This is a genomic window from Agromyces cucurbitae, assembly GCF_058349945.1.
In genome coordinates, this window is sequence record NZ_JBYRES010000002.1 from 629,441 (window position 1) to 653,563 (window position 24,123).

Below are 24,123 nucleotides of genomic sequence, written 5' to 3' on the forward strand. Positions count from 1 at the left end.
GCGCTTTCAGCGGCAGCGAACAATCGTCCGCTTCAAGCGCTGCGCGCTTTCAGCGGCAGCGAACAATCGTCCGCTTCAAGCGCTGCGCGCTTTCAGCGAACAGGCAGCCGCCGCCCAGCGGTGCCGGGGTAGCCTTGCAAGATCATGAACATGAAGAAGGTCTTCCGCGGGCCGATCATCTACATCCTGCTCGCGATCGTCGCCGTGTGGATCGGGTCGAGCCTCATCACCGCCTCCGGCTTCAAAGAGGTGTCGACGCAGAAGGGCCTCGAGCTGCTGAGCGACGGCAAGGTCGCCGCCGTGAAGATCGTCGACGGCGAGAACCGCGTCGACCTCACCCTCGCCGAAGAAGACGAGAAGCTCGGCAAGCAGGTGCAGTTCTACTACGTGACGCCGCGCGGCACCGACATCGTCAACGCCGTCGACGACGCGAACCCGAAGGACGGCTACAACGACGAGGTGCCGCAGCCGAACTGGTTCATGTCGATGCTCGGCATCCTGCTGCCGCTGCTGCTCATCGGCGTCTTCTTCTGGATCATGCTCTCGGGCATGCAGGGCGGCGGCAACCGCGTCATGCAGTTCGGCAAGTCGAAGGCGAAGCTCGTCTCGAAGGAGAGCCCGAAGGTCACCTTCGACGACGTCGCGGGCGCCGACGAGGCGATCGAGGAGCTCCAGGAGATCAAGGAGTTCCTCAAGGAGCCGGCGAAGTTCCAGGCCGTGGGCGCGCGCATCCCCAAGGGCGTGCTGCTGTACGGCCCTCCCGGCACCGGCAAGACGCTCCTCGCCCGCGCGGTCGCGGGTGAGGCGGGCGTGCCGTTCTACTCGATCTCGGGCTCCGACTTCGTCGAGATGTTCGTCGGCGTCGGTGCATCCCGCGTTCGCGACCTCTTCGACCAGGCCAAGCAGAACGCGCCGGCCATCATCTTCGTCGACGAGATCGACGCGGTCGGCCGCCACCGCGGCGCCGGCCTCGGCGGCGGGCACGACGAGCGCGAGCAGACGCTGAACCAGCTGCTCGTCGAGATGGACGGCTTCGACCCGAAGACGAACGTCATCCTCATCGCGGCGACGAACCGCCCCGACATCCTCGACCCGGCGCTGCTGCGCCCGGGCCGCTTCGACCGGCAGATCGGCGTCGACGCGCCCGACCTCAAGGGCCGCCAGCGCATCCTCGAGGTGCACTCGAAGGGCAAGCCGCTCGCCAAGGGCGTCGACCTCGAGGTGCTCGCGCGCAAGACGCCGGGCTTCACGGGCGCCGACCTCGCGAACGTGCTCAACGAGGCCGCGCTGCTCACCGCCCGCTCGAACGCGCAGCTCATCGACAACCGCGCCCTCGACGAGGCCGTCGACCGCGTGATCGCCGGCCCGCAGCGCCGCACCCGCGTCATGAAAGACAAGGAGAAGCTCATCACGGCCTACCACGAGGGCGGCCACGCCCTCGCCGCAGCCGCGATGAACTACACCGACCCGGTCACGAAGATCACGATCCTGCCGCGCGGCCGCGCCCTCGGCTACACGATGGTCATGCCGCTGGAGGACAAGTACTCGGTCACCCGCAACGAGCTGCTCGACCAGCTCACCTACGCGATGGGCGGCCGCGTCGCCGAGGAGATCGTGTTCCACGACCCCTCGACGGGCGCCTCGAACGACATCGAGAAGGCCACCGCCACCGCCCGCAAGATGGTCACCGACTACGGCATGTCGGCCAACGTCGGCGCCGTGAAGCTCGGCCAGTCGTCGGGCGAGATGTTCCTCGGCCGCGACATGGGCCACCAGCGCGACTACTCAGAAGAGATCGCCGAGAAGGTCGACATCGAGGTGCGCACGCTCATCGAGCAGGCGCACGACGAGGCCTGGCAGGTGCTCAACGACAACCGCGACATCCTCGACAAGCTGGCCGCCGAGCTGCTCGAGCACGAGACGCTCGACCACAACCAGATCGCCGAGATCTTCAAGGACGTCCGCAAGCTGCCCGAGCGCCCGCTGTGGCTCTCGAGCGACAAGCGACCGGTGAGCAGCATCCCGCCGATCAGCTTCCCGACCGAGAAGATGCCGATCGACTCGGGCGCCGTCGACGGCGGCGTCGACTCGGGCGCCACGCCGACCGAGGAGCCGGCCGCCGCGCGCGCGCCGCGGTCGAACCCGCGGCCCGCGACCGCGTGAGCCCGGTGAGCTCGTAGGCACAGATCCGAAGGGCGGCCCCATGGCCGGAGTCGACACCGAACGCATCGAGCGGGCCGTGCTCGAGATCCTCCTCGCGATCGGGGAGGATCCGGCACGTCCCGGCCTCGAACGCACTCCGCAGCGCGTCGCCGAGGCGTACGCCGAGTTCTTCGGCGGCCTCGACGTCGACCCGATGACGCACCTCGCCGACAGCGTGCCCCTCGGCGACACCGAGTCGGGCGTGCCCGCGACGAGCGACGCGGTCGTCCTGCGCGACCTGTCGTTCCGCTCGGTGTGCGAGCACCACCTGCTGCCGTTCGTGGGCACCGCGCACGTCGCGTACCTGCCCGGCGACCGGGTCGTGGGCCTCGGCCGCATCCCCGCGGTCGTCGACACGCTCGCGCACCGGCCGCAGCTGCAGGAACGGCTCACCGAGGAGATCGCCGACGCGCTCGTCGAGGGCCTCGACCCGAAGGGCGTGCTCGTCGTGCTCGACGCGCAGCACCGGTGCGTGACCACCCGCGGGTCGCGCCAGGAGCGCAGCTCGACGGTGACGATCGCGAGCCGGGGCGCGCTCGCGGAGCCCGCGGCACGAGCCGAGATCATCGCGCTGATCGGGGCGGACGATGGGTGAGGCATCCGGCCGGTCGAGTAGCGCGGAGCGCGTATCGAGGCCCTCCGCTGAGCATGGTCTCGATACGGTCGCTCCGCTCCCTACTCGACCGACCGACACGATCGCCGTGATGGGCGTCGTCAACGTCACGCCCGACTCGTTCAGCGACGGCGGGCAGTGGTTCGACGCCGACGCGGCGATCGCCCACGGCGTCGAGCTCGTCGAACAGGGCGCCGACCTCGTCGACGTCGGGGGCGAGTCGACCAGGCCGGGCGCCGCCCGGGTCGAACCCGACGAGGAGTTGCGCCGGGTCGTGCCCGTCATCAGGGAACTCACGGCACGGGGCATCCGGGTCAGCGTCGACACGATGCGCGCCGCCACCGCCCTCGCCGCGGTCGAGGCCGGCGCCGAGATCATCAACGACGTCTCAGCCGGGCTCGCCGACGAGGCCATGGCGAGCGTCGCGGCCGAGACCGGCGCACGCTACGTCGCGATGCACTGGCGCGGCCACTCCGACCGCATGGACTCGCTCGCCGAGTACGGCGACGTCGCCGTCGACGTGCGCGACGAGCTCGCGGCCCGCGTCGACGCGCTCGTCGCCGCGGGCGTCGCGTCCGAGCGCATCATCCTCGACCCCGGACTCGGCTTCGCGAAGCGCGGCGAGCAGAACTGGCAGCTGCTCGGCCGGCTCGACGTGCTCGGCGCACTGGGCCTGCCGATCCTCGTCGGCGCGTCGCGCAAGCGATTCCTCGGGGCGATGCTGCCCGACGGGGCATCCGTCGCCGAGCGCGACCTGCCGACCGCGGTCGTCAGCGTGCTGTCGGCGCAGGCCGGCGCGTGGGGCGTGCGCGTGCACGACGTCGTCGGCACGCGCCGCGCGCTCGACGTCCTCGGGGCGTGGCAGAGTGGACGACGTGGCTGAACCGCGCGATCGACGTGACCGCATCACCCTGACGGGACTGCGCGTGCGCGCCCATCACGGCGTCTTCGAGTTCGAGCGCGTCGAGGGGCAGGAGTTCGTGATCGACGTGTCGGTCGCCGTCGACCTCGCAGCCGCCGCACGCGGCGACGACCTCGCGCGCACCGTGCACTACGGCGAGCTTGCCGAGCAGGTGGTCGCCGCCGTCGAGCGCGACCCGGTCGACCTCATCGAGACCGTCGCCGAACGCGTCGCTGGGGTGGCTCTCGGCTTCGCCGCGGTCGACGAGGTCGAGGTCACGGTGCACAAGCCGCAGGCGCCCATCACCGTGCCGTTCGACGACGTCGCGGTCACGATCACGAGGCGCCGGGCATGAGCCGCGCCGTCATCGCCTTCGGGGCGAACCTCGGCGACCGCGCGGCGACCATCGCCGCCGCCGTCCGCGAGCTCGCCGACGCCGACGGGGTCGAGCTCGTCGCGGTGTCGCCGCTCTACGAGACCCCCGCACTCAAGACGACCGGCGTCGACCACGACGCGCCCGGCTACCTCAACGGCGTGCTCGTCGTCGAGACCGTGCTCGACCCGCACGCGCTGCTCGACGTGCTGCAGCGCATCGAGCTCGAGCAGGGCCGGGTGCGCGCCGAGCGCTGGGGCGACCGCACGCTCGACCTCGACCTCATCGACGTCGACGGCATCGAGCTCGCCGACGAGCGCCTCGAGCTGCCGCATCCGCGGGCGTGGCAGCGGGCGTTCGTGCTGCAGCCGTGGCTCGACGTCGACCCCGACGCCGTGCTCGCCGGGCGGGGCCGCGTGGCGGCGCTGCGCGCCGAGGCCTCCGACGAGGTGGTGCGGCGATGAGGCGCACCCATTTCTCGACCGTGCTCGCATTCGTGCTCGGCGGCCTCGTCATCGGCTACCTCGGCGACCTGGCGATCGTGAGCGCCGGCTCGAAGGCGCTCGTGCCCCCGATCTCGCTCGCGATCACCCTCGTGGGCGTCGCCGCGATCGTGGTGGCGCTCGCCTGGCCCATCCGCCGCGCGGTCACGGGCAAGACGGTCCGCCGGCTCGACCCGTTCCGCGCGATGCGCATCGCGGTGCTCGCGAAGGCGTGCAGCCTGAGCGGCGCGCTCGTGCTCGGAATCGGCCTCGGCATCGCGCTCTTCCTGCTCACGCGCACCGTGATGCCGCCCGTGGGCGTCGTCTGGCAGGCGGTCGCGACCGCGATCGGCGCCGCGCTGCTGCTCGTGGGCGGACTCGTCGCCGAGTGGTGCTGCACGCTCCCGCCCGACGACCCCGACGAGAAAGAGGAACACGCGCATGCCTGAGCCCGACGGCGCACCGGCCGAGACGCCGGCGACACCGGCCGAGCACCCCGCGCCCCCGCGGCTCGACGCGCACGTGCCCGACGTCGAGTGGCGACGCGTGTCGCCCAAGTACATCGTCGTCGAGGTGGTCGGCTCGCTCATCGGCATGGCGGTGTTCGTCGGCGGCCTCGTCGTCGTGCACCTGCTCTGGCAGCCGTGGTGGGCGCTCTGGGCGGCGGGCGCGGTCGCGCTCGTCTCGATCGTCGGCATCGCCCTCGAGCCGCGACGCGTGCGCTCGATCGGGTACCGCCTGCGCGACGACGACCTGCTCTTCCGCCGCGGCATCATGTTCCAGCGCCAGGTCGCGGTGCCCTACGGTCGCATGCAGCTCATCGACATCACGCGCGGCCCCGTCGCCCGCGCGCTGGGCCTGGCCGAGCTCAAGTTCGTGACCGCGGCCGCGTCGACCGCGGTCACGGTGCCGGGCATCCCGATGGAAGAGGCCGACCGGCTGCGCGACGAGCTCGTCGCCCTCGCCGAGACCCGCCGGGCGGGATTGTGACCGCACCGACCCGCCCGGCGCCGGTGACCGACCTCGCCGACGGCGAGTGGCATCGGCTGCACCCCGCGAGCCCGCTGCTGCGCGGCGGCCTCGTGTTCATCGCGGTGCTCGGCTTCGTGATCGCCAACCTGCGCGAACGCGCCGTCGACCTGCTGCTGCCGATCTTCGCGCCCGAGGCCGACGAAGAACTCGGACCCCGCTACGACGAGTGGCAGAGCGACTGGGTGAACGACCCCATCGGCGGCGTCGTGTCGCACGGGCTCGTGGGCTGGGCCCTGCTCGGGGTCGCCGTCGTCATCATCGCGGTCATCATCGGCTTCTGGATGTCGTGGCGCATGCACACCTTCCGCGTGACGCGCGAGGCGGTCGAGGTGCGCCGCGGCATCCTGTTCAGGTCGCACCGCAGCGCCCGCCTCGACCGCATCCAGGGCATCAACGTGAACCGGCCGCTGTTCGCGCGGCTCTTCGGCACGGCGAAGCTCGAGGTGTCGGTCGCCGGCCAGTCGGGCAACGTCGAGCTCTCGTACCTCGGCTCGGCGCTCGCCGACGGGCTGCGTGCCGACATCCTGCGGCTCGCGTCGGGCGTGCGCGCCGAGCGCGCGGCGGCCGACGCCGCGGCCCGCGGCACGACGGCGGCTCCGGGCGCCCCGGCGGTCGTCGGCGCGCCGTCGCCGGAGGCGCCGGCCGAGTCGCACCGCGCCGCCGTGAGCGCCCGCGCCGGTGCCCTCGTCAACCAGCGCGTCGACGAGTTCCTCGCGCCCGAGCTCGACCCCGACCTCGCCCCGCCCGAGTCGGTCGTGCACCTGCCGCTCGCGCGGGTGGTCGGCTCGACCGTGCTCGGCGGCTCGACGCTCTGGGCGATGATCCTCGTCGTCATCATCGCCGTCGGGGTGTCGACGGGCCAGTCGTGGGTGCTGTTCAGCTTCGTGCCCGCCGCGATCGGTCTCGTGAGCTACATGTGGTCGCGCATCACCAAGTCGCTGCGCTACTCGATCGCGGGCACGGCCGACGGCGTGCGCATCGGGCACGGCCTGCTCTCGACCGGCAACCAGACCATCCCGCCGGGGCGCATCCACGCGATCGAGGCGACGCAGTGGGTGTTCTGGCGCCCGTTCGGCTGGTGGTCGATCCGCATCAACGTGGCCGGCCACTCGGTCGCGAACTCGAACGAGGCGGCCCAGCGCACGACCGTGCTGCCGGTCGGCACGGTCGCCGACGTGCACCGAGTGCTGGCCCTCCTGATTCCGGATGCCGCAGCCGAGGTTGACCCGCTCATCGATGCCGGCCTCACGGGGCGGGGGCCGTCGGCCGGCTACTCGGCGACCCCGCGTCGTGCCGCGTGGCTTCGGCCGTTCTCGTGGCGCCGGGTCGGCTGGGCCGCGGCCGACGGCGTCGCCCTGATCCGGCGCGGTGCCCTCGTGCGGAGCCTCACGCTCGTGCCGCTCGCCCGCATGCAGTCGGTCGCGGTGTCGGCCGGCCCGATCGACCGCGCCCTCCGGCTCGCGGCGCTGCGGCTGCACACGGTCACGGGCCCGGTGAGCGCCGTGCTGCCCGTCGTCGACCGTGATGAGGCCGGTCGCCTGTTCGACCGGCTCGCCGACGAGGCCGTCGCGCGCGCGGCGACCGACACGACGCACCACTGGGGAGCGCGGCCCGCACCCGCGGCCGTCGCGCCCGCGCCCGCCGCGCCCGCGCCCACTGCGCCCGCTGCGCCGGATGCACCGGCTGCGCCCGCTGCGCCCGTCGAACCCGAGGGTGCGGTTCCCGAACACGTGGGCCCCGAAGGCGCCGCGCCCGAACACGTCGCGTCCCCGCTCTCCGAGCCCCCGACCGCAGGAGACGGAGTCCCCGATGCCCGCTGAACGCGCAGGCCGACTGGGTGTCGGCACGATCGGCGCGGGCCGGGTCGGCGCCGTGCTCGCCGCCGCGCTCGGCGGAGCCGGCCACGCGCTCACGGGCGTCGCCGCCGTCTCCGAGTCGAGCCGCGAGCGCGCCGCCGTGATGCTGCCGGGCGTGCCCGTGCTCGAGGTGCCGGTCATCGTCGAACGCAGCGAGCTCGTGCTGCTGGCCGTGCCCGACGACGAGCTCGAGGCGCTCGTCGCTGGCCTCGCCGATGCCGGCGTCTGGCAGCCCGGGCAGCTCGTGCTGCACACCTCGGCCGGGTTCGGCACGGCGGTGCTCGACCCCGCGCGGCGCGCGGGCGCGATCCCGCTCGCCGTGCACCCGGCGATGACCTTCACGGGCACGAGCATCGACCTCGCCCGCCTGCCCGGCACGTGGTTCGCGGTCACCGCGCCCGCACCGGTGCTGCCCATCGGGCAAGCGCTCGTCGTCGAGATGGGCGGCGAGCCGTTCATCGTCGCCGAGGCCGACCGCCCGGCGTACGGCGAGGCCGTCGACACGGTGGTCTCGTTCTCGAGCGCGATCGTCGACCAGGCGAGCACGCAGCTCGACGCGATCGGCGTGCCGCGGCCCGGCGCCGTGCTCGCGTCGCTCGCGCGCAGCGCGGTCGAGAACGCGCTCGCACGGCACGACGGCGGGCCGTTGCCCGAGGGTACGATCGACGGGGCCGCGTCCGACCGGCCGTCAGGAGGTGGCGCGTGAGCACGATCGAGGCTCGAGCCGAGGGCCCTCGAGTGGTCTCGACGATCGCCGAGCTGCGCGGCCTCGTCGCCGCCGAGCGTCGCGCCGGGGCATCCGTCGCCTTCGTGCCGACGATGGGCGCGCTGCACGACGGCCATCTCGCGCTCGTCGCCCGGGCGCGCGAGCTCGCCGACGTCGTCGTCGTGTCGATCTTCGTCAACCCGCTGCAGTTCGGCCCCGGGGAGGACCTCGACCGCTACCCGCGCACCCTCGACGCCGATGTCGCCGCGCTCTCGGGCCTCGGGGTCGAGTTCGTCTTCGCGCCGTCGGCCGCCGAGATGTATCCCGACGGACCGAGCTCGACGCGCGTCGTCGCGGGCGAGATCGGCGGGCTCTACGAGGGCGCCTCGCGCCCCGGGCACTTCGACGGCATGCTCACCGTCGTCGCGAAGCTGCTGCACATCGTCGCGCCCGACGTCGCGGTCTTCGGCCAGAAGGACGCGCAGCAGGTCTTCCTCGTGCGGCGCATGGTGCGCGACCTCGATCTGCCGCTCGCGATCGAGACGGTGCCGACCGTGCGCGAGGCCGACGGGCTCGCGCTCTCGAGTCGCAACCGGTTCCTCGACGACACCGCGCGACGCACGGCGCTCGTCCTCTCCGAGGCGCTCGCCGCCGCCGCCGATGCGGCGGGCGACGGCGCCGACGAGGCGCTCGCCGAAGCCGTCGCCGCGTTCGGCGACCACGACGGCGCCGAGCTCGACTACTTCGTCATCGTCGACCCGGCGACCTTCCTGCCCGTGACCGCGGATGCCTCGGGGCCGGCGCTCGCCCTCGTCGCCGCGCGGGTCGGCGCGACCCGGCTGATCGACAACCGCCTGATCGAGCTCGGCTGATCGAACCCGGCTGAATCGCCGCCCGGCACGCGGCAAGTAGGCTTGTCCACGCACCCAATCCAGCCGAGACAGCACTGTCGCGCGACGAGAGAGAACGATGGCCGACGAGACGCAGCCCGCAGAGCCCACCGCCGACGAGATCAGCGAACAGAAGGCCGTGCGGCTCGCGAAGCGCGAGCGGCTCATCGACGAGGCATCCGATCTCGGCGGCGGGGCCTACCCGGTGCGACTGCCGATCACGGCGACCATCCCCGAGGTGCGCGACCGCTTCGTCGGCCTCGGCGTCGACGAGGCGTCGGGTGAGACGGTCGGTCTCGCCGGCCGCGTCGTGCACCTGCGCAACACCGGCAAGCTGTGCTTCGCCGCCCTGCAGTCGGGCGACGGCAGCCGCATCCAGGCCATGGTCTCGCTCGGCGAGGTCGGCGAGGAGTCGCTCGCCGAGTGGAAGGAGCTCGTCGACCTCGGCGACCACCTGTTCGTCTCGGGCGAGGTCATCACGAGCCGTCGCGGCGAGCTCTCGATCATGGTGAAGGAGTGGCGCATCGCGGCCAAGGCGATCCAGCCGCTGCCGAACCTGCACAACGAGCTGAGTGAAGAGACGCGGGTGCGTTCGCGCTACCTCGACCTCATCGCACGCGAGCAGGCACGCCGCAACGTCATCGACCGTGCGAAGGTCAACGCGAGCCTGCGCCAGACGTTCACGAGCCTCGGCTTCATCGAGGTCGAGACCCCCATGCTGCAGGTCATGCACGGCGGCGCCTCGGCGCGTCCGTTCGTGACCCACTCGAACGCGTTCGACACCGAGCTCTACCTGCGCATCGCGCCCGAGCTGTACCTCAAGCGCGCCGTCGTCGGCGGTATCGAGCGGGTGTACGAGATCAACCGCAACTTCCGCAACGAGGGCGCCGACTCGACGCACTCGCCCGAGTTCGCGATGCTCGAGGCCTACGAGGCGTACGGCGACTACACCACGATCGCCGACCTCACGCAGAAGCTCATCCAAGACGCGGCGGTCGCCGTGTCGGGCTCGCACGTCGTGACCTGGGCCGACGGCACCGAGTACGACCTCGGCGGCGACTGGGATCGCATCTCGATGTACGGCTCGCTCTCCCAGGCGGTCGGCGAAGAGATCACGCCCGCGACGCCGATGTCGCGCCTGAAGGAGCTCGCCGACGAGGTGGGCATCGAGGTCGACCACCCGCTGCCCGGCAAGTACGTCGAAGAGCTGTGGGAGCACCACATCAAGGGTGACCTCGTGCGGCCGACCTTCGTCATGGACTTCCCCGAGGACACGTCGCCCCTCGTGCGCGGCCACCGCGAGATCGCGGGCGTCGTCGAGAAGTGGGACCTCTACGTGCGCGGCTTCGAGCTCGCGACGGGCTACTCCGAGCTCGTCGACCCGGTCATCCAGCGCGACCGCTTCGTCGCCCAGGCGAAACTCGCCGCGGGCGGCGACCCCGAGGCGATGCGCCTCGACGAGGAGTTCCTGCGGGCGCTCGAGTTCGGCATGCCGCCGTCGGGCGGCATGGGCATGGGCATCGACCGGCTGCTGATGGCCGTCACGGGCCTCGGCATCCGCGAGACCATCCTGTTCCCGCTGGTCAAGTAGACGAGGGGCGGATGCCGCGCATGAGCGACCGATCGAACGACGAGAAGCCCGACCGCGAGCCGCCGTCGAAGGCGCGCATCGTCATCTGGATCGTCGTCGCCGCGATCGGGCTCTACCTCGTGGGTTCGGGCGTGTGGGGTCTTCTCACGCCGGGTTGATATCCTGATGCCACTATGAACGACTTCTGGGCGAACGCGATCTGGTCGCTCGCGCCGACCGTGCTCATCGGCCTCATCTTCTGGTTCGTGATGCGCGCGGTCATCCGTGCCGACCGCAACGAGCGCAAGGCGTACGCACGCATCGAAGCCGAAGAGCGCGCCAAGATCGCCCGCGAGCATCCGGCCGCCTGACGGCATGAATTCCGGCGTCTCGCAGACCACCCTGATCATCACGGTGGTCCTGCTCGTCGTCGATCTCATCGTGCGCGTCGTCGCGATCATCGTCGTGCCGCGCAACCGTCGCCCGACGGCCGGCATGGCCTGGCTGCTCGCGATCTTCTTCATCCCGTTCCTCGGGGTGCTGTTCTTCGTGCTCATCGGCAATCCGAAGCTGCCGAGGCATCGTCGGCAGAAGCAGGCCGAGGTCGACCGGTACATCCGCGACTCGACCCACGGCGTCGAGCGGGTCAGCGACTCGCGTGCGTGGCCGGGCTGGTTCGAGGGCGTCGTCAGGCTCAACCGCAACCTGGGGTCGATGCCGCTCATCGGCCAGAACAGCGCGAGCCTCATCGGCGACTACCAGGGCTCGCTCGACGCGATGACGGCGGCGGTGCGGTCCGCGAAGCGGTACGTGCACGTCGAGTTCTACATCTTCGCGCTCGATGCGACGACGGCGCCGTTCTTCGACGCGCTCGGCGACGCCGTCGCCCGGGGCGTCGACGTCAAGGTGCTGCTCGACCACATCGCCTCTGCGCGGGTTGCCGGCTATCGCCGGACGCTGAAGCGCCTCGACCGCCTGGGCGTGCGCTGGCAGCTCATGCTGCCCGTGCAGCCGTGGCGCGGCAAGTACCAGCGGCCCGACCTCCGCAACCACCGCAAGATCCTCGTCGTCGACGGCGACGTCGGGTTCATGGGCTCGCAGAACATCATCGACCGCAGCTACAACAAGCGGTCGAACCGGCGCCGCGGGCTCAAGTGGAAGGAGCTCGTCACCCGCGTCGAGGGTCCGATCGTGGCCGGCCTCGACGCGATCTTCGCGACCGACTGGTACCTCGAGACCGGCGAGGAGCCCGCGCGCGACCTCGCCGAGTCGCTCGAGCAGCCGGGGGAGGCGCAGGACCTCGACTGCCAGGTCGTGCCGAGCGGGCCCGGGTTCCGCAGCGAGAACAACCTCAAGCTCTTCCTCGCGCTGCTGTACGCGGCGAAGGAGAAGATCATCATCACGAGCCCGTACTTCGTGCCCGACGAGTCGATGCTCTACGCCATCAGCGGGGCGACGCAGCGCGGCATCCACGTCGAGCTGTTCGTCTCGGAGATCGGCGACCAGGCGCTCGTGTACCACGCGCAGCGCTCGTACTACGAGGCGCTGCTGCGGGCGGGCGTCAAGATCTACATGTACAAGGCGCCGTACATCCTGCACGCGAAGCACTTCACGATCGACGACGACGTGGCCGTCATCGGGTCGAGCAACATGGACATCCGCTCGTTCGAGCTCAACATGGAGGTCTCGCTGCTCGTGCGCGGTGCGTCGTTCGTGCGAGAGATGCGCGCCGTCGAAGACGGGTACCGGCACGACAGCCGTGAGCTCACCCTCGACGAGTGGCTGCAGCAGCCGCTGCGCTCGACCGTGCTCGACAACCTCGCGCGGCTCACCTCCGCGCTGCAGTAGCGGCGCCGCAGCGGCGGACCGAGTGGGGGATACCGCTCGGGGGGTCCGCTCGCGAGGGTCGGGCGCCGACGGTCAGGCGCGCGGCTTCAGGCGGACGGTCGGCATATCGGGTGCGGGGAGCGGGCTGCCGTCGTAGTCGACCTGGCCGAACCGCCCGTCGGGGTTGTCGCGGCCGATCACCTCGGCCTGCCACTGCCGGCGGTACTCGACGATCTCGTCGTGGTCGCGGCCGATGAAGTTCCACCACATGACGAGCTCTTCGCCGAACGGCACGCCACCGAGCAGCACGACCCGCACGGGGCCGTGGTCGGCGCGCAGTCGCACGCCCTCGTGCCCGACCGGCAGGTAGCCGAGCTCGCTCCACTCCAGAGTGGCCGAGTGCCCCGCGACGGCCAGCCCGTCGGCGTCGGCGGGCGAGTCGTCGACCTCGTCGTCGGTCGGGGCGATCGTGACGTGCACGGGGCCGGCGTCGACGAGCACGCCGTGCTCGAACGACGGGTCGAGCTCGATCCACGCCTCACCGCCGGCGGGCAGGTCGATCTGGGCGCCGACGAGCGGGCTGAAGAGGGTGACTTCTGCGTCGTCGCCGACCGACGGCAGCGAGCCGGCGAACACGCGCACGGTCGCGTCGTCGACCTCGTGCGCCGCGACCTCGGCGTGCTCGAAGAAGGGTTCCGCGTGCCGCGAGGCGTCGGGCAGCGCGACCCAGAGCTGCACGCCGTGCAGTCGGCTCGTCCCGGGCGTCGACACCTCGGAGTGCGAGATGCCGCGGCCGGCCGTCATGAGGTTCACCTGACCGGGGCGCACGAGCTCACGGCTGCCGGTCGAGTCGCGGTGCTCGATCTCGCCCTCGAACAGCCAGCTGACCGTCTGCAGGCCGGTGTGCGGATGCGGCGGGACGATCATGCCCCCGGAGACGGCGACGTCGTCGGGACCGTAGTGATCGGCGAAGCACCAGGCGCCGATCGTCGTGCGGCCGCGCTGGGGCAGCGTGCGGCGCACGTTCATCGCGCGCGGACCGCCGAGCGGCACGTCGCGCGGGGCGAGCACCTGCACCGCAGGGCCCTGCCCGCCCTCGGGCGGGCAGAGGAGTTCGAGCGGCTCCTTCTCGAGATTGCTCATGACGCCAGCCTAATCCGGCGTTCGAAGCGGCCCGGCTGGCTGAATCGCCGGGGATCGACCGGATAGCATTGCCGCATGGATACCTCCGTGCGTCTTCGTCGTGCCGGCCTCGCTGCCGCGGCCCTGGCTTCCGTGTTCCTGCTCGCCGCGTGCGCGCCGCCGAAGACGCCGGCCGAGAACTACTCGGGGGCGCCCGTCTCCGACCACGAGGGCGAGGGCGAAGAGGCAGGCGACGGCACCGGTGAGCCGCAGGCCGACTGGGTCGGCGAGGGCGGCCAGCTCTCGGTGACCTTGTGGGGCAGCTCGACGTGCCCGCTGGTCGGCGAGCGCATCAGCGTCGTCGAGCCCGCCGAGACCGGCAACCGCGTCGCGATCGAGCTCAAGGAGTACCCCGCGAACCAGGTCTGCACGATGGACCTCGTGCCGCACACGACCGTCTTCTGGACGCCGATGGACGTGACCACGACCAAGCCCCTCGTCGTCGAGGTGCAGGACACCGAGATCACGGTTCCGATCAAGTAATCGGCGCAGCGTACCCCGGGTCGCCGGCCCGGTGTACCCCGAATCGGAAATTGCCCCTGAACTGGGGACAAGACGATCGGCCCCTCACTGGTTCGTGAGGGGTCCTGCTCCACTAACGTTGCGCTCACGTGCGCCGTCCACCCGGGACGGCAACCCGACACGTGAGGACATCCACTGTGCCACGACGCAGAAGAATCACTGCTGCTGCCGCAATCGCCGCGCTGTTCGGCGCACTCATAACGCCTGCATTGCTCGCAGCCCCCGCATCCGCCGCCGATCTCCCGGGTGGAATTCACACCGGCTTCCAGATCGACGGCAACATGGACGGCGGGACACTGCCCGACACCTTCGACTGGCACAGCTTCATGAGCCCGATTCCTGCCGGCGGGCCGTCGACGTTCACGTCGCCCGGGCCGTACACGACCGATCAGGGTTTCGAGTCGACCGGCATCGTCTACGGCACGGCGGGCTGGGACAACGGCACGCTCGCGACGTCGTGTCCGCCGGTCGGCAACGAGGCGACCGGATCGCCGGGCTCGCAGACGCAGGACTCGAACCCGTGGCTGCCCGGGACGGCGAACGTCAACGCGAAGGGTGATCTCTGCAGCGGCGGCGCCGCATACGAGATCGTCACCGATGACCAGGACGTCGACCACGTCGTCTTCTACATGTACTGGACGCGCCTCGACGGTGACGGCGACATGAGCACGTTCGAGACGCTGCAGGGCCCCGAGGACGGGCGCTGCGACGACTTCCTCATCGAGTTCAACTACGACTCGGCCAACAACACGACGAGCCTCGACGTGCTCACGTGGACGCCGACCGCCGGTGACGACTGCGCCGACCCGAACGGCGCCGGCACGTGGCAGTCGAGCGGCATGTCGCTCGACTACGTCGCCGCCGTCGGCGGGCGCACCGAGGGTCCCGCAGTCGGAATGGGGGAGCAGGGCACGTTCGGCGAGCTCGCCGTCGACCTCACCACGGCCGGGCTCTTCTCGCCCGACACCTGCACGGGCTTCGCGACCGGCACCGGGTTCAGCCGCACCGGCAACTCGCCGACCGCGGAGATCCAGGACTACTTCGAGCCGCAGAACCCGCTCATCATCACGAACTGCGGCGGTCTCAGCATCACGAAGCTCTCCGACCCGCCTGCGAGCACCTCGCAGGACGTGTTCGACTACACCGTGAAGCGCTCGGGCGGTGGTGCGATCTTCGAGCCCGACGCCGACGTCCCCGACCAATTCCAGATCGACGACTCGCTGCAGATCGGCGACACGGACATCTGGTCGAACGTCCTCGCGGGAGACGACTACACCCTCGCCGAGTTCATCGACGACGGGCTGCCGTGGACGCAGAAGTCGATCACCTGTCAGATCGACGACGAGGTCATCGAGATCACCGACCCCACGACGGAGTTCCCGGTCGAGACCGGTAACGTGACCGCCTGCACGATCGTGAACTCGACCTCGTGGGTGACGCTCGAGAAGCAGACGCTGCCCGACGGTACCGCCGGCACGTTCGACCTCTCGGCCGGTGACACGCACGTGCAGCTCGCCGACAACGGCGTGAGCGACCCGATCTACTTCAAGCCGGGCACCGAGGTGCCCGTCGCCGAGACGGTTCCGGCCGGCTGGGACCTCACGTCGCTGGTCTGCGACGGCGAGACCCTCGACAACGGCGACTCCGTGACCACGGTCGCCGGCGAAGGCACCCACTGCGTGTTCACGAACACCGCGCAGCCCGGTGAGATCACCGTCACGAAGACGGCGAACGGCAACGACGGCACCTTCGAGTTCACCCTCACGCCGCTCGACGAGAACGGCGACCCCTCGGGCGAGCCGTTCGTCGAGAGCGTCACGACCGTCGGCGGCACCGGTGTCGCGACGTTCGAGGACGTGGAGGTCGGCGGCCGCTTCTCGCTCGCCGAGACGAGCCCCGGCTCGCCGTGGACCGCGGGTGAGCTGACCTGCACGGTCGACCCCGCCGGCGAAGCCGGTCCGACCGAGCTCGACCCGGCCGACTTCACCGTCAACCCCGGCGACGCGATCTCGTGCGCGATCACGAACTCGACGTCGTGGGTCACGATCGAGAAGCAGACGCTTCCCGACGGCTCCGACGAGACCTTCGAGTTCGACGTCGAGGGCACCCAGGTCGAGCTCGGCGACGATGAGACGAGCGGAAAGATCTACTTCACCCCGGGCACCGAGGTCTCGGTGACCGAGACCGTGCCCGAGGGGTGGAACCTCACGTCGCTCCTCTGCGACGGCCAGTCGATCGCCAACGGCGGCGCCGTGACCACGGTCGCCGGCGAGGGCGTGCACTGCGTGTTCACGAACACGCAGAACGGCGAGATCCTGGTGCACAAGATCGTCGACGGCCCGCAGGGCGCGATCTTCACGTACACCGGCAGCTGGCTGGCCGACCCGTCGACGTTCCAGATCGACGCGACCGACGGTTCGGGCGACAGCGAGATCTTCTCGGTCGTGCCCGGCAGCTACGACCTCGCCGAGCAGGCGCTCGAGGGCTACGACACGACGAACCTCGTCTGCGTCGACCCCGACGACGGCACCGAGGTCGACCTCGAGGCCTTCGCGGCGACGCTCGACGTCGACCCGGGCGAGCGCGTCGAGTGCACCTTCACCAACACGCAGCGCGGTGAGATCCGCGTCGACAAGGAGACCATCCCCGACGAGTGGGACCAGGACTTCGACTTCTCGCTGACGGGTGAGGGCACCGACGAGCAGTTCACGCTCAACGACTCGACCGACGACGAGGCGAACCCGTGGAGCTCGGGTCTCATCGTTCCCGGCGACTACACGGTCGCCGAGACGGTGCCCGCGCACTGGGAGCTCGACTCGATCAGCTGCGGCACCCCCGAGGGTGCATCCACGGCGATCGTGCTCGAGCCCGGCGCAGTGATCACCTGCGTGTTCACCAACGAGGCGCTGCCCGGCTCGGTGAGCGTGGAGAAGAGCGTCGAGGGCGTCGCCGACGGCTTCGAGTGGTCGTTCGACCTCACCATCTCGCCGGTTCCCGGCGAGCAGGACGGCACGCAGACGGTGACGGGTACCGGCAACGGCTCCGACACGGTCACGTGGACCGACCTGGTTCCCGGCCAGCACTACACCGTGACGGAGAGCGCGGTCGACGGCTGGAACATGGGTGAGATCACCTGCACCGGCGGCGGAGCGCTCGAGGACCTCAACGGCGACGAGCCCGGCTTCGAGTTCGTGGCCGAGATCGACACCGTGATCGACTGCGCACTCACGAACGAGGCGCAGCCGGGCGAGATCGAGGTCGCGAAGTCGACCGTGGGCGGCGACGGCACCTTCGACTTCGAGCTCACCCCGCTCGACGCCGACGGCGAGCCGGCCGGCGACCCGATCGTCGAGAGCGTCACGACCGAGGACGGCGCGGGCACCGTGGTGTTCGGCGACATCCTCCCCGGCAGCCGGTTCTCGCTCGCCGAGGCCGACCCGGGCGAGGCGTGGGTCGCCGGAGCGCTGACCTGCACGGTCGACCCGGTCGGTGAGGCGGGTCCGCAGTCGATCGACGCGAGCGACTTCACGGTGCAGCCGGGCGACGCGATCTCGTGCGAGATCGAGAACGTCGCGCGCGGCCCGCTCGAGATCGTCAAGACGGTCGACGGTCCCGCCGTGGACAACGGCGACGGCACCTGGGACGTCTCGTACACGATCACCGTCACGAGCAAGTCGGCCACCGACGAGTCGTACGACCTCAGTGACGAGCTGAAGTTCGGCGACGGCATCACGCCGCTCTCGGCGTCGATCACGGGGCCCGAGGGCGTCACGATCAACCCCGACTGGGACGGCATCGACGACATCGCGGTCACGACCGCGGTCGTGCCCGCCGGCGGCACCCACGTCTACGCGGTCTCGGTGACCGCTGACGTGGAGGTCGGCACGGCAGCCTCCCAGGCCGACTGCGAGGTCGGTGCGGGTGAGGATGGCACGGGCCTGCTGAACGCGGCGGAGATCGAGTTCTGGAGCGGCACCGCCGAGAGCGAGGACTGCGCCCCGGTGACGCCGGAGCAGCCGCCGGCACCGCCGCTGCCCTCGACCGGTGTGAGCCTCGCGGCCGGTGGTCTCGCCCTCGCGGTGATCGCAGCCGGTGGCCTGCTGCTCTTCCTGCGCCGCCGCCGGTCGGCATAGCGCGGCCGAGCACCGAACGACGGGCCGTCGGGCCGGGATCTGAATCCTGGTTCGGCGGCCCGTCGTCGTTCAGCGGGGCCGCACGACGAGCAGGTCGCCGACCTCGCACTCGAGCGCCTCGCAGATGGCCTGCAGGGTCGAGAACCGGATGGCTCGGGCGCGGTCGTTCTTCAGCACGCTGAGGTTCACGACGCTGACGCCCACGAGCTCCGCGAGCCGGGTGAGGGTCATGCCCCGCGCCTCGAGCAGCTCGTCGAGGCGGCAGTGCACGTCGGACGCCTCGTCGGGTTCGGCGGGCGCCATCAGACGAGCCCCTCCGCGTCGCGCTGGAGGCGCTCGCCGACCTGGAACGCGGCGCCGACGACGGCGAGCACGAGCACCGCGAAGAACGGCACCCAGCTGATCGCGAACGTGATGCCGTCGTAGGTGTAGTCGCTCACGGCCGACAGCGCGCCGTTCACCGACATCGTCTGGAAGAGCGACCCGAGCACCCAGCCGACGGTGATCGCGGCCGATCCCCACCAGATGATGCGGGTGTTCGCCCGCGTGAACGCCCGGCCCCGTGCCAGGTTCCAGCACAGTAGCGCGAGCAGCACGACGCATGCGGCGGCCGAGAGTGCGACGACGACGGGTTCGGCGACGAGTGCGAACTGCGTCGCGGCCGCCGGGTGCGGCACCGTCACGGTCGCCTGCTCGACCGCGACGTCGACGGGCGCGCCGTCGGGGCCGATGGGCAACGGTGCGCGCTCGCCGATGAACGGCACGAGCACCGGGACGTCGCGGCCGGGGAGCACCTCGACGAGACGGGCGACCGCCTGCCACACGATCGTGACGATCGCGACGACCGCGATGGCGATGGTCAGGAACATGCCGGCCTGGTCGCTGCGACTCAGGCGGGTGTCGGCTGTGCTGGTCATGCTGCACTCCATATCGAGAAACAATAACAACGAATATCGATAAGGATGCCGCGACCGTCGGCCCGCGTCAACCCCGTGCCTCGTGCGCAACCGTGATGCGCCCACGGCGAACACCGGCCCACGAGGCATCCCGAGTGTTTACGCTCGATGTATCGACGTCCCCTGCCCAGTGGGGCCGTGAGGAGTAGAGCATGTTCGAGAGATTCACCGACCGAGCCCGTCGTGTCGTCGTCCTGGCCCAAGAAGAGGCCAAGATGCTCAACCACAACTACATCGGCACCGAGCACATCCTGCTCGGGCTCATCCATGAGGGTGAAGGCGTCGCCGCCAAGGCGCTCGAGTCGCTCGGCATCTCGCTCGACGCGGTGCGCGAGCAGGTGCAGGACATCATCGGCCAGGGCCAGCAGCAGCCGACCGGGCACATCCCGTTCACGCCGCGCGCCAAGAAGGTGCTCGAGCTCTCGCTCCGCGAGGCGCTGCAGCTGGGCCACAACTACATCGGCACCGAGCACATCCTCCTCGGCCTCATCCGCGAGGGCGAGGGCGTCGCCGCCCAGGTGCTCGTGAAGCTCGGCGCCGACCTCAACCGCGTGCGCCAGCAGGTCATCCAGCTGCTCTCCGGCTACCAGGGCAAGGAGCAGGTGCAGGTCGGCGCGAACGAGCAGCAGCAGGCCCAGGGCGGCTCGCAGATCCTCGACCAGTTCGGCCGCAACCTCACGCAGGCCGCACGCGAGGGCAAGCTCGACCCGGTGATCGGCCGCGAGAAGGAGATCGAGCGGGTCATGCAGATCCTCTCGCGCCGCTCGAAGAACAACCCCGTGCTCATCGGCGAGCCCGGCGTCGGCAAGACCGCCGTCGTCGAGGGCCTCGCGCAGGCGATCGTCAAGGGCGAGGTGCCCGAGACGCTGAAGGACAAGCAGCTCTACTCGCTCGACCTCGGCTCGCTCATCGCCGGCTCCCGCTACCGCGGCGACTTCGAAGAGCGCCTGAAGAAGGTCACGAAAGAGATCCGCACGCGCGGCGACATCATCGTCTTCATCGACGAGATCCACACGCTCGTGGGCGCGGGTGCCGCCGAGGGCGCAATAGACGCCGCTTCGATCCTGAAGCCGCTGCTCGCGCGCGGCGAGCTGCAGACGATCGGTGCGACGACCCTCGACGAGTACCGCAAGCACTTCGAGAAGGACGCCGCGCTCGAGCGCCGGTTCCAGCCGATCCAGGTGGCCGAGCCGAGCCTGCCCCACGCGATCAACATCCTGAAGGGCCTGCGCGACCGCTACGAGGCGCACCACAAGGTGTCGATCACCGACGGCGCGATCGTCGCCGCGGCGAACCTCGCCGACCGCTACATCTCCGACCGATTCCTGCCCGACAAGGCGATCGACCTGATCGACGAGGCCGGCGCCCGCCTGCGCCTCTCGATCCTCTCGTCGCCGCCCGAGCTGCGCGAGTTCGACGAGAAGATCGCCGTGGTCCGCGCCGCGAAGGAGACGGCGATCGAGGAGCAGGACTTCGAGAAGGCCGCGTCGCTGCGCGACGAGGAGAAGAACCTGCTCGGCGAGCGGCTGCGACTCGAGAAGCAGTGGAAGTCGGGCGACGTCAAGACGACCGCGGTCGTCGACGAGGGCCTGATCGCCGAGGTGCTCGCCCAGGCGACCGGCATCCCCGTGTTCAAGCTCACCGAGGAGGAGAGCTCGCGACTCGTCTTCATGGAGAAGGCGCTGCACGAGCGCGTCATCGGCCAGGAGGAGGCGATCTCCGCCCTGTCGAAGACGATCCGCCGCACCCGCGCCGGCCTCAAGGACCCGAAGCGCCCTTCGGGCTCGTTCATCTTCGCCGGCCCCACGGGCGTCGGCAAGACCGAGCTCGCCAAGGCGCTCGCCGAGTTCCTCTTCGACGACGAGGCTGCGATGATCTCCCTCGACATGTCGGAGTACGGCGAGAAGCACACCGTCTCGCGACTGTTCGGCGCCCCTCCCGGGTTCGTCGGCTTCGAGGAGGGCGGCCAGCTCACCGAGAAGGTGCGTCGCAAGCCGTTCAGCGTCGTGCTCTTCGACGAGATCGAGAAGGCGCACCCCGACATCTTCAACTCGCTGCTGCAGATCCTCGAAGAGGGGCGTCTGACCGACGGTCAGGGTCGCGTCGTCGACTTCAAGAACACCGTCATCATCATGACGACGAACCTCGGCACGAAGGACATCGCGGGCGGGCCCGTCGGATTCCAGGTCGAGGGCGACACCCGCACCGGGTACGACCTCATGCGCGGCAAGGTGAACGAGGAGCTGAAGAAGCACTTCAAGCCCGAGTTCCTGAACCGCGTCGACGAGATCATCGTGTTCCCGCAGCTCTCGAAGGAGGAGCTGCTGCAGATCGTCGACCTGTTCATCAAGCGGCTCAGCGAGCGCATGCTCGACCGCGACATGACCGTCGAGCTCACGCAGGCGGCGAAGGAGCGGCTCATCGAGGTCGGCTTCGACCCGGCGCTCGGCGCCCGTCCGCTGCGTCGCGCGGTGCAGCACGAGGTCGAAGACCGCCTGAGTGAGAAGATCCTGCACGGCGAGCTCAACGCGGGCGACCACGTGCACGTCGACTTCCGCGACGGCGAGTTCGTCTTCACCACGTCGCAGCGCGCGCTGCCGGCGAACGTCGGCGTGAACGCGAACGCCGCGCTCGGCACCGGCACCGCGACGCCCGACCTGGCGGCCGCCTCGGGCGAGTAGACGCGAACGTCGCGAAGGGGCGGATGCTGCGGCATCCGCCCCTTCGTCGTCTCCGCCGCCGTCATGCTCGTCCGGCGGCAATACGATGGGCGGATGACGACCGAGTTCCACGTGCGCCGTGCGCGCACGAGCGATGTGCCCAAGATCATCGAGGTCGTGGAGCCGTTCGTCACCCGACGAATCCTGCTGGGCAAGGAGCGGGTCGACCTCTACGGGGCGATCCAGGAGTTCCGCGTCGCCGAGACGGCCGACGGCCGGGTCATCGGCGCCGGCGCCCTGCACGTCATGTGGGAGGACCTCGGCGAGGTGCGCACGCTCGCGGTCGGCGACGGCTGGCTCGGCAGGGGCGTCGGGCACGCGCTGCTCGACGCGCTCGAGGCCGACGCCCGAGAGCTCGGCCTCTCGCGCCTGTTCTGCCTCACCTTCGAGGTCGAGTTCTTCGGCCGCCACGGCTTCGAGGACATGGGCGCCGAGACGGTCGACCCCGACGTGTACGCCGAGCTCGTGCGTTCGCACGACGAGGGTGTGGCCGAGTTCCTCGACCTCGCCCGGGTCAAGCAGAACACGCTCGGCAACACACGCATGCTGAAGCTCCTGTGACGCCGTAGCGGCGTCGAGCGCCCCGCCCGGCCCTGCGGCCCGGCTCACGCCGTCCGGAGCCGCGACCGGGCGTCTGGAAACCCGCCGACGGGATGCCACGGCGCCGACGCCTCGCGGACGTACCCTGTGACCATGTCCACGAATCCACCCGCAGGGCGCCAGTCGCCGCAGGTGTACCGCCGACGGCGGATCGTGGTGCTGCTCGTGCTGCTCGCCGTCGTCGCCGCGATCGTGCTCATCATCGTGCGGCCCGGAGCGAGCCAGGGTGAGGAGCCGGCGAAGAGCGAGAAGCCGGCGGCCTCGGAGGGCGCGGCCACGAGCGACCCGGACTCGACGACCATCCCGACCGAGCCGACGGCGGCCGACGGCGACCCGTGCTCGCCCGAGCAGGTCGTCGTCGAGCCGATCACCGACAAGTCGTCGTACCAGGCCGGCGAGCAGCCGCAGCTGTCGGTGACGATCGAGAACACCGGCAAGAACGTCTGCGTGCTGAACGCGGGCACGAAGGCGCAGGTCTTCACGATCACGAGCGGTGACGACGTCTACTGGACCTCGACGGACTGCCAGGTCGACGCCATCGACGCCGAGGTCTCGCTGCAGCCCGGCAAGCCGATCTCGTCGAGCTCGCCGATCGCGTGGGACCGCACCCGCTCGAGCCCCGAGACCTGCGAGGGACCGCGCGAGGCGGTGCCCGCGGGCGGGGCGTCGTACTACCTCGCGGTGTCGATCGACGGATTCGACTCGGCCGAGAAGAAGCAGTTCCTGCTCTACTGATCGCCGGCTGCGACCGCCGCGATCACGGACGAGTCGCTTGCGCACGGAGATCATCCGTCCTGCCCCTCGAACTGGGCGTACCCCGATCACCGGCGATCGGGGGACACTCGGGGGCAGGGATGGTCGAGGGCCTGGCAGGGCGAGACCACCTGGGGGTCGCTTCGAGGGCCGGCTCAGACGAGTACCCGACCGTCGCCCCCTCGAGGCGACCCCGCTCCCGGCGGCGGAGCCGCGACGCCGCCCCGGCTACGCTGGATGCCATGGCAGGCAAGGCGAAGAAGACGGCGAAGCCGCCGGTCGAGTTCCGGTCGCAGGCGCTCGCAGAGGCGCTCGAGCGGCAGGACATGGCGGCGGTCGCCCTCGCGCTGCGCAACGGCAACACCGTCGTGCCGCTCATCAAGCCCGGCCCGCGCGACAAGCCGCTCGACGGCGGCGAGGTGTGGACCTTTCGCGACCCCAAGACCGGCGAGATCGCCCTGCTGCTCTTCAGCGATGCCGCCAACAAGCCCGCGAACCTTCCGCCCGCGGTCGGCCTGCACAGCCCGGCCTGGCTCAAGAGCTTCCTGAAGCGGCACGAGTCGACGATCACCACCGTGTTCCTCGACATCGCCGGCCCGCACCCGATGCAGGCGTCGCCCGCCGAGTTGCTTCGCGCCCTCGAGATCTGAGCGGCGCATTTCGAGTCGCAGGATGACCGGGTCGGCAGGCGCGCATCCGCGAGTGCTCGCAGCATGATCCGGTGACTCCCGCAGCTCGCCCGCGACTCCGGGATGCTCCGCGCCGACGATCGCGCCGGGCGACGTCGTGCGCGCCGACGAACGCC

The 24,123-nt window shown here is 70.7% G+C and carries 23 protein-coding genes; 20 read left to right on the plus strand and 3 right to left on the minus strand.

The features are described from left to right. The first annotated feature begins 144 nt into the window (after nucleotides 1–144). The 14 genes from ftsH to cls all read left to right on the plus strand — a co-directional run bounded on the left by ftsH (nucleotide 145) and on the right by cls (nucleotide 12,473). Nucleotides 145–2,163: an ATP-dependent zinc metalloprotease FtsH gene (ftsH, locus tag AC3RJ6_RS09735; protein WP_491426859.1), complete on the plus strand. Its 2,019-nt coding sequence runs from the start codon at nucleotides 145–147 to the stop codon at nucleotides 2,161–2,163. A 40-nt stretch (nucleotides 2,164–2,203) separates the two neighbouring features. Next, nucleotides 2,204–2,797, plus strand: coding sequence for a GTP cyclohydrolase I (gene folE / locus AC3RJ6_RS09740; protein WP_491426861.1), 594 nt, complete (start codon nucleotides 2,204–2,206; stop codon nucleotides 2,795–2,797). Between the two features lie 109 nt (nucleotides 2,798–2,906). Continuing rightward, on the plus strand, nucleotides 2,907–3,698 hold the full coding sequence (gene folP, locus AC3RJ6_RS09745; protein ID WP_491426862.1) for a dihydropteroate synthase: 792 nt from the start codon (nucleotides 2,907–2,909) through the stop codon (nucleotides 3,696–3,698). Continuing rightward, a complete protein-coding gene (gene folB, locus AC3RJ6_RS09750) occupies nucleotides 3,691–4,071 on the plus strand; it encodes a dihydroneopterin aldolase (protein ID WP_491426863.1) in 381 nt (126 codons plus the stop codon). Before folP ends, folB begins: the two co-directional genes overlap by 8 nt. Then, on the plus strand, nucleotides 4,068–4,553 hold the full coding sequence (gene folK, locus AC3RJ6_RS09755; protein WP_491426864.1) for a 2-amino-4-hydroxy-6-hydroxymethyldihydropteridine diphosphokinase: 486 nt from the start codon (nucleotides 4,068–4,070) through the stop codon (nucleotides 4,551–4,553). The genes folB and folK overlap by 4 nt, the downstream gene beginning before the upstream one ends. After that, nucleotides 4,550–5,020 carry a DUF3180 domain-containing protein gene (locus tag AC3RJ6_RS09760; protein WP_491426865.1) on the plus strand — a complete coding sequence of 157 codons (471 nt, stop codon included), beginning with the start codon at nucleotides 4,550–4,552 and terminating at the stop codon, nucleotides 5,018–5,020. The genes folK and AC3RJ6_RS09760 overlap by 4 nt, the downstream gene beginning before the upstream one ends. After that, nucleotides 5,013–5,561 (plus strand): PH domain-containing protein, encoded by a 549-nt coding sequence (locus AC3RJ6_RS09765; RefSeq protein WP_491426866.1) that lies wholly within the window; start codon nucleotides 5,013–5,015, stop codon nucleotides 5,559–5,561. The genes AC3RJ6_RS09760 and AC3RJ6_RS09765 overlap by 8 nt, the downstream gene beginning before the upstream one ends. Continuing rightward, nucleotides 5,558–7,423, plus strand: a complete 1,866-nt coding sequence (locus tag AC3RJ6_RS09770; RefSeq protein WP_491426867.1) for a PH domain-containing protein — start codon at nucleotides 5,558–5,560, stop codon at nucleotides 7,421–7,423. Before AC3RJ6_RS09765 ends, AC3RJ6_RS09770 begins: the two co-directional genes overlap by 4 nt. Beyond that, nucleotides 7,413–8,165, plus strand: coding sequence for a Rossmann-like and DUF2520 domain-containing protein (locus AC3RJ6_RS09775; RefSeq protein ID WP_491426868.1), 753 nt, complete (start codon nucleotides 7,413–7,415; stop codon nucleotides 8,163–8,165). The genes AC3RJ6_RS09770 and AC3RJ6_RS09775 overlap by 11 nt, the downstream gene beginning before the upstream one ends. Further along, nucleotides 8,162–9,037, plus strand: coding sequence for a pantoate--beta-alanine ligase (panC, locus tag AC3RJ6_RS09780; RefSeq protein ID WP_491426870.1), 876 nt, complete (start codon nucleotides 8,162–8,164; stop codon nucleotides 9,035–9,037). Before AC3RJ6_RS09775 ends, panC begins: the two co-directional genes overlap by 4 nt. 97 nt (nucleotides 9,038–9,134) lie before the next feature. Next, nucleotides 9,135–10,646 carry a lysine--tRNA ligase gene (gene lysS, locus AC3RJ6_RS09785; RefSeq protein WP_491426871.1) on the plus strand — a complete coding sequence of 504 codons (1,512 nt, stop codon included), beginning with the start codon at nucleotides 9,135–9,137 and terminating at the stop codon, nucleotides 10,644–10,646. Between the two features lie 20 nt (nucleotides 10,647–10,666). After that, a complete protein-coding gene (locus AC3RJ6_RS09790; protein ID WP_491426872.1) occupies nucleotides 10,667–10,804 on the plus strand; it encodes a hypothetical protein in 138 nt (45 codons plus the stop codon). 15 nt (nucleotides 10,805–10,819) lie between these two features. Further along, a complete protein-coding gene (locus AC3RJ6_RS09795) occupies nucleotides 10,820–10,996 on the plus strand; it encodes a hypothetical protein (RefSeq protein WP_231430020.1) in 177 nt (58 codons plus the stop codon). Between the two features lie 4 nt (nucleotides 10,997–11,000). Further along, nucleotides 11,001–12,473 carry a cardiolipin synthase gene (cls, locus tag AC3RJ6_RS09800; protein ID WP_491426873.1) on the plus strand — a complete coding sequence of 491 codons (1,473 nt, stop codon included), beginning with the start codon at nucleotides 11,001–11,003 and terminating at the stop codon, nucleotides 12,471–12,473. Nucleotides 12,474–12,545: 72 nt separating this feature from the next. On the opposite strand, the gene AC3RJ6_RS09805 is transcribed toward cls, so the two are convergent. Further along, entirely contained in the window at nucleotides 12,546–13,595 is a 1,050-nt protein-coding gene (locus AC3RJ6_RS09805) for a pirin family protein (protein WP_491426874.1), read from the minus strand. 75 nt (nucleotides 13,596–13,670) lie between these two features. Here AC3RJ6_RS09805 and AC3RJ6_RS09810 point away from each other — a divergent pair, with 75 nt between their 5' ends. Then, nucleotides 13,671–14,117, plus strand: a complete 447-nt coding sequence (locus AC3RJ6_RS09810; protein ID WP_491426875.1) for a hypothetical protein — start codon at nucleotides 13,671–13,673, stop codon at nucleotides 14,115–14,117. A 248-nt stretch (nucleotides 14,118–14,365) separates the two neighbouring features. Then, nucleotides 14,366–18,289, plus strand: a complete 3,924-nt coding sequence (locus tag AC3RJ6_RS09815; protein ID WP_491426876.1) for a prealbumin-like fold domain-containing protein — start codon at nucleotides 14,366–14,368, stop codon at nucleotides 18,287–18,289. Nucleotides 18,290–18,358: 69 nt separating this feature from the next. On the opposite strand, the gene AC3RJ6_RS09820 is transcribed toward AC3RJ6_RS09815, so the two are convergent. Together AC3RJ6_RS09820 and AC3RJ6_RS09825 are read right to left on the minus strand one after the other, a co-directional pair. Beyond that, nucleotides 18,359–18,592 (minus strand): helix-turn-helix domain-containing protein, encoded by a 234-nt coding sequence (locus tag AC3RJ6_RS09820; protein WP_491426877.1) that lies wholly within the window; start codon nucleotides 18,590–18,592, stop codon nucleotides 18,359–18,361. Further along, nucleotides 18,592–19,206 carry a hypothetical protein gene (locus AC3RJ6_RS09825; protein ID WP_491426878.1) on the minus strand — a complete coding sequence of 205 codons (615 nt, stop codon included), beginning with the start codon at nucleotides 19,204–19,206 and terminating at the stop codon, nucleotides 18,592–18,594. The genes AC3RJ6_RS09820 and AC3RJ6_RS09825 overlap by 1 nt, the downstream gene beginning before the upstream one ends. A 191-nt stretch (nucleotides 19,207–19,397) precedes the next feature. Between AC3RJ6_RS09825 and AC3RJ6_RS09830 the strand changes: the two genes are divergently transcribed. From AC3RJ6_RS09830 to AC3RJ6_RS09845, 4 genes are all read left to right on the plus strand, one after another. After that, nucleotides 19,398–21,926, plus strand: a complete 2,529-nt coding sequence (locus tag AC3RJ6_RS09830) for an ATP-dependent Clp protease ATP-binding subunit (RefSeq protein ID WP_491426879.1) — start codon at nucleotides 19,398–19,400, stop codon at nucleotides 21,924–21,926. A 93-nt stretch (nucleotides 21,927–22,019) separates the two neighbouring features. Further along, nucleotides 22,020–22,526, plus strand: coding sequence for an amino-acid N-acetyltransferase (locus AC3RJ6_RS09835; RefSeq protein ID WP_491426880.1), 507 nt, complete (start codon nucleotides 22,020–22,022; stop codon nucleotides 22,524–22,526). A 132-nt stretch (nucleotides 22,527–22,658) separates the two neighbouring features. After that, nucleotides 22,659–23,300, plus strand: a complete 642-nt coding sequence (locus AC3RJ6_RS09840) for a hypothetical protein (RefSeq protein WP_491426881.1) — start codon at nucleotides 22,659–22,661, stop codon at nucleotides 23,298–23,300. Nucleotides 23,301–23,560: 260 nt separating this feature from the next. Beyond that, nucleotides 23,561–23,968, plus strand: a complete 408-nt coding sequence (locus AC3RJ6_RS09845; RefSeq protein ID WP_491426882.1) for a dehydrogenase — start codon at nucleotides 23,561–23,563, stop codon at nucleotides 23,966–23,968. Nucleotides 23,969–24,123 lie beyond the last annotated feature (155 nt).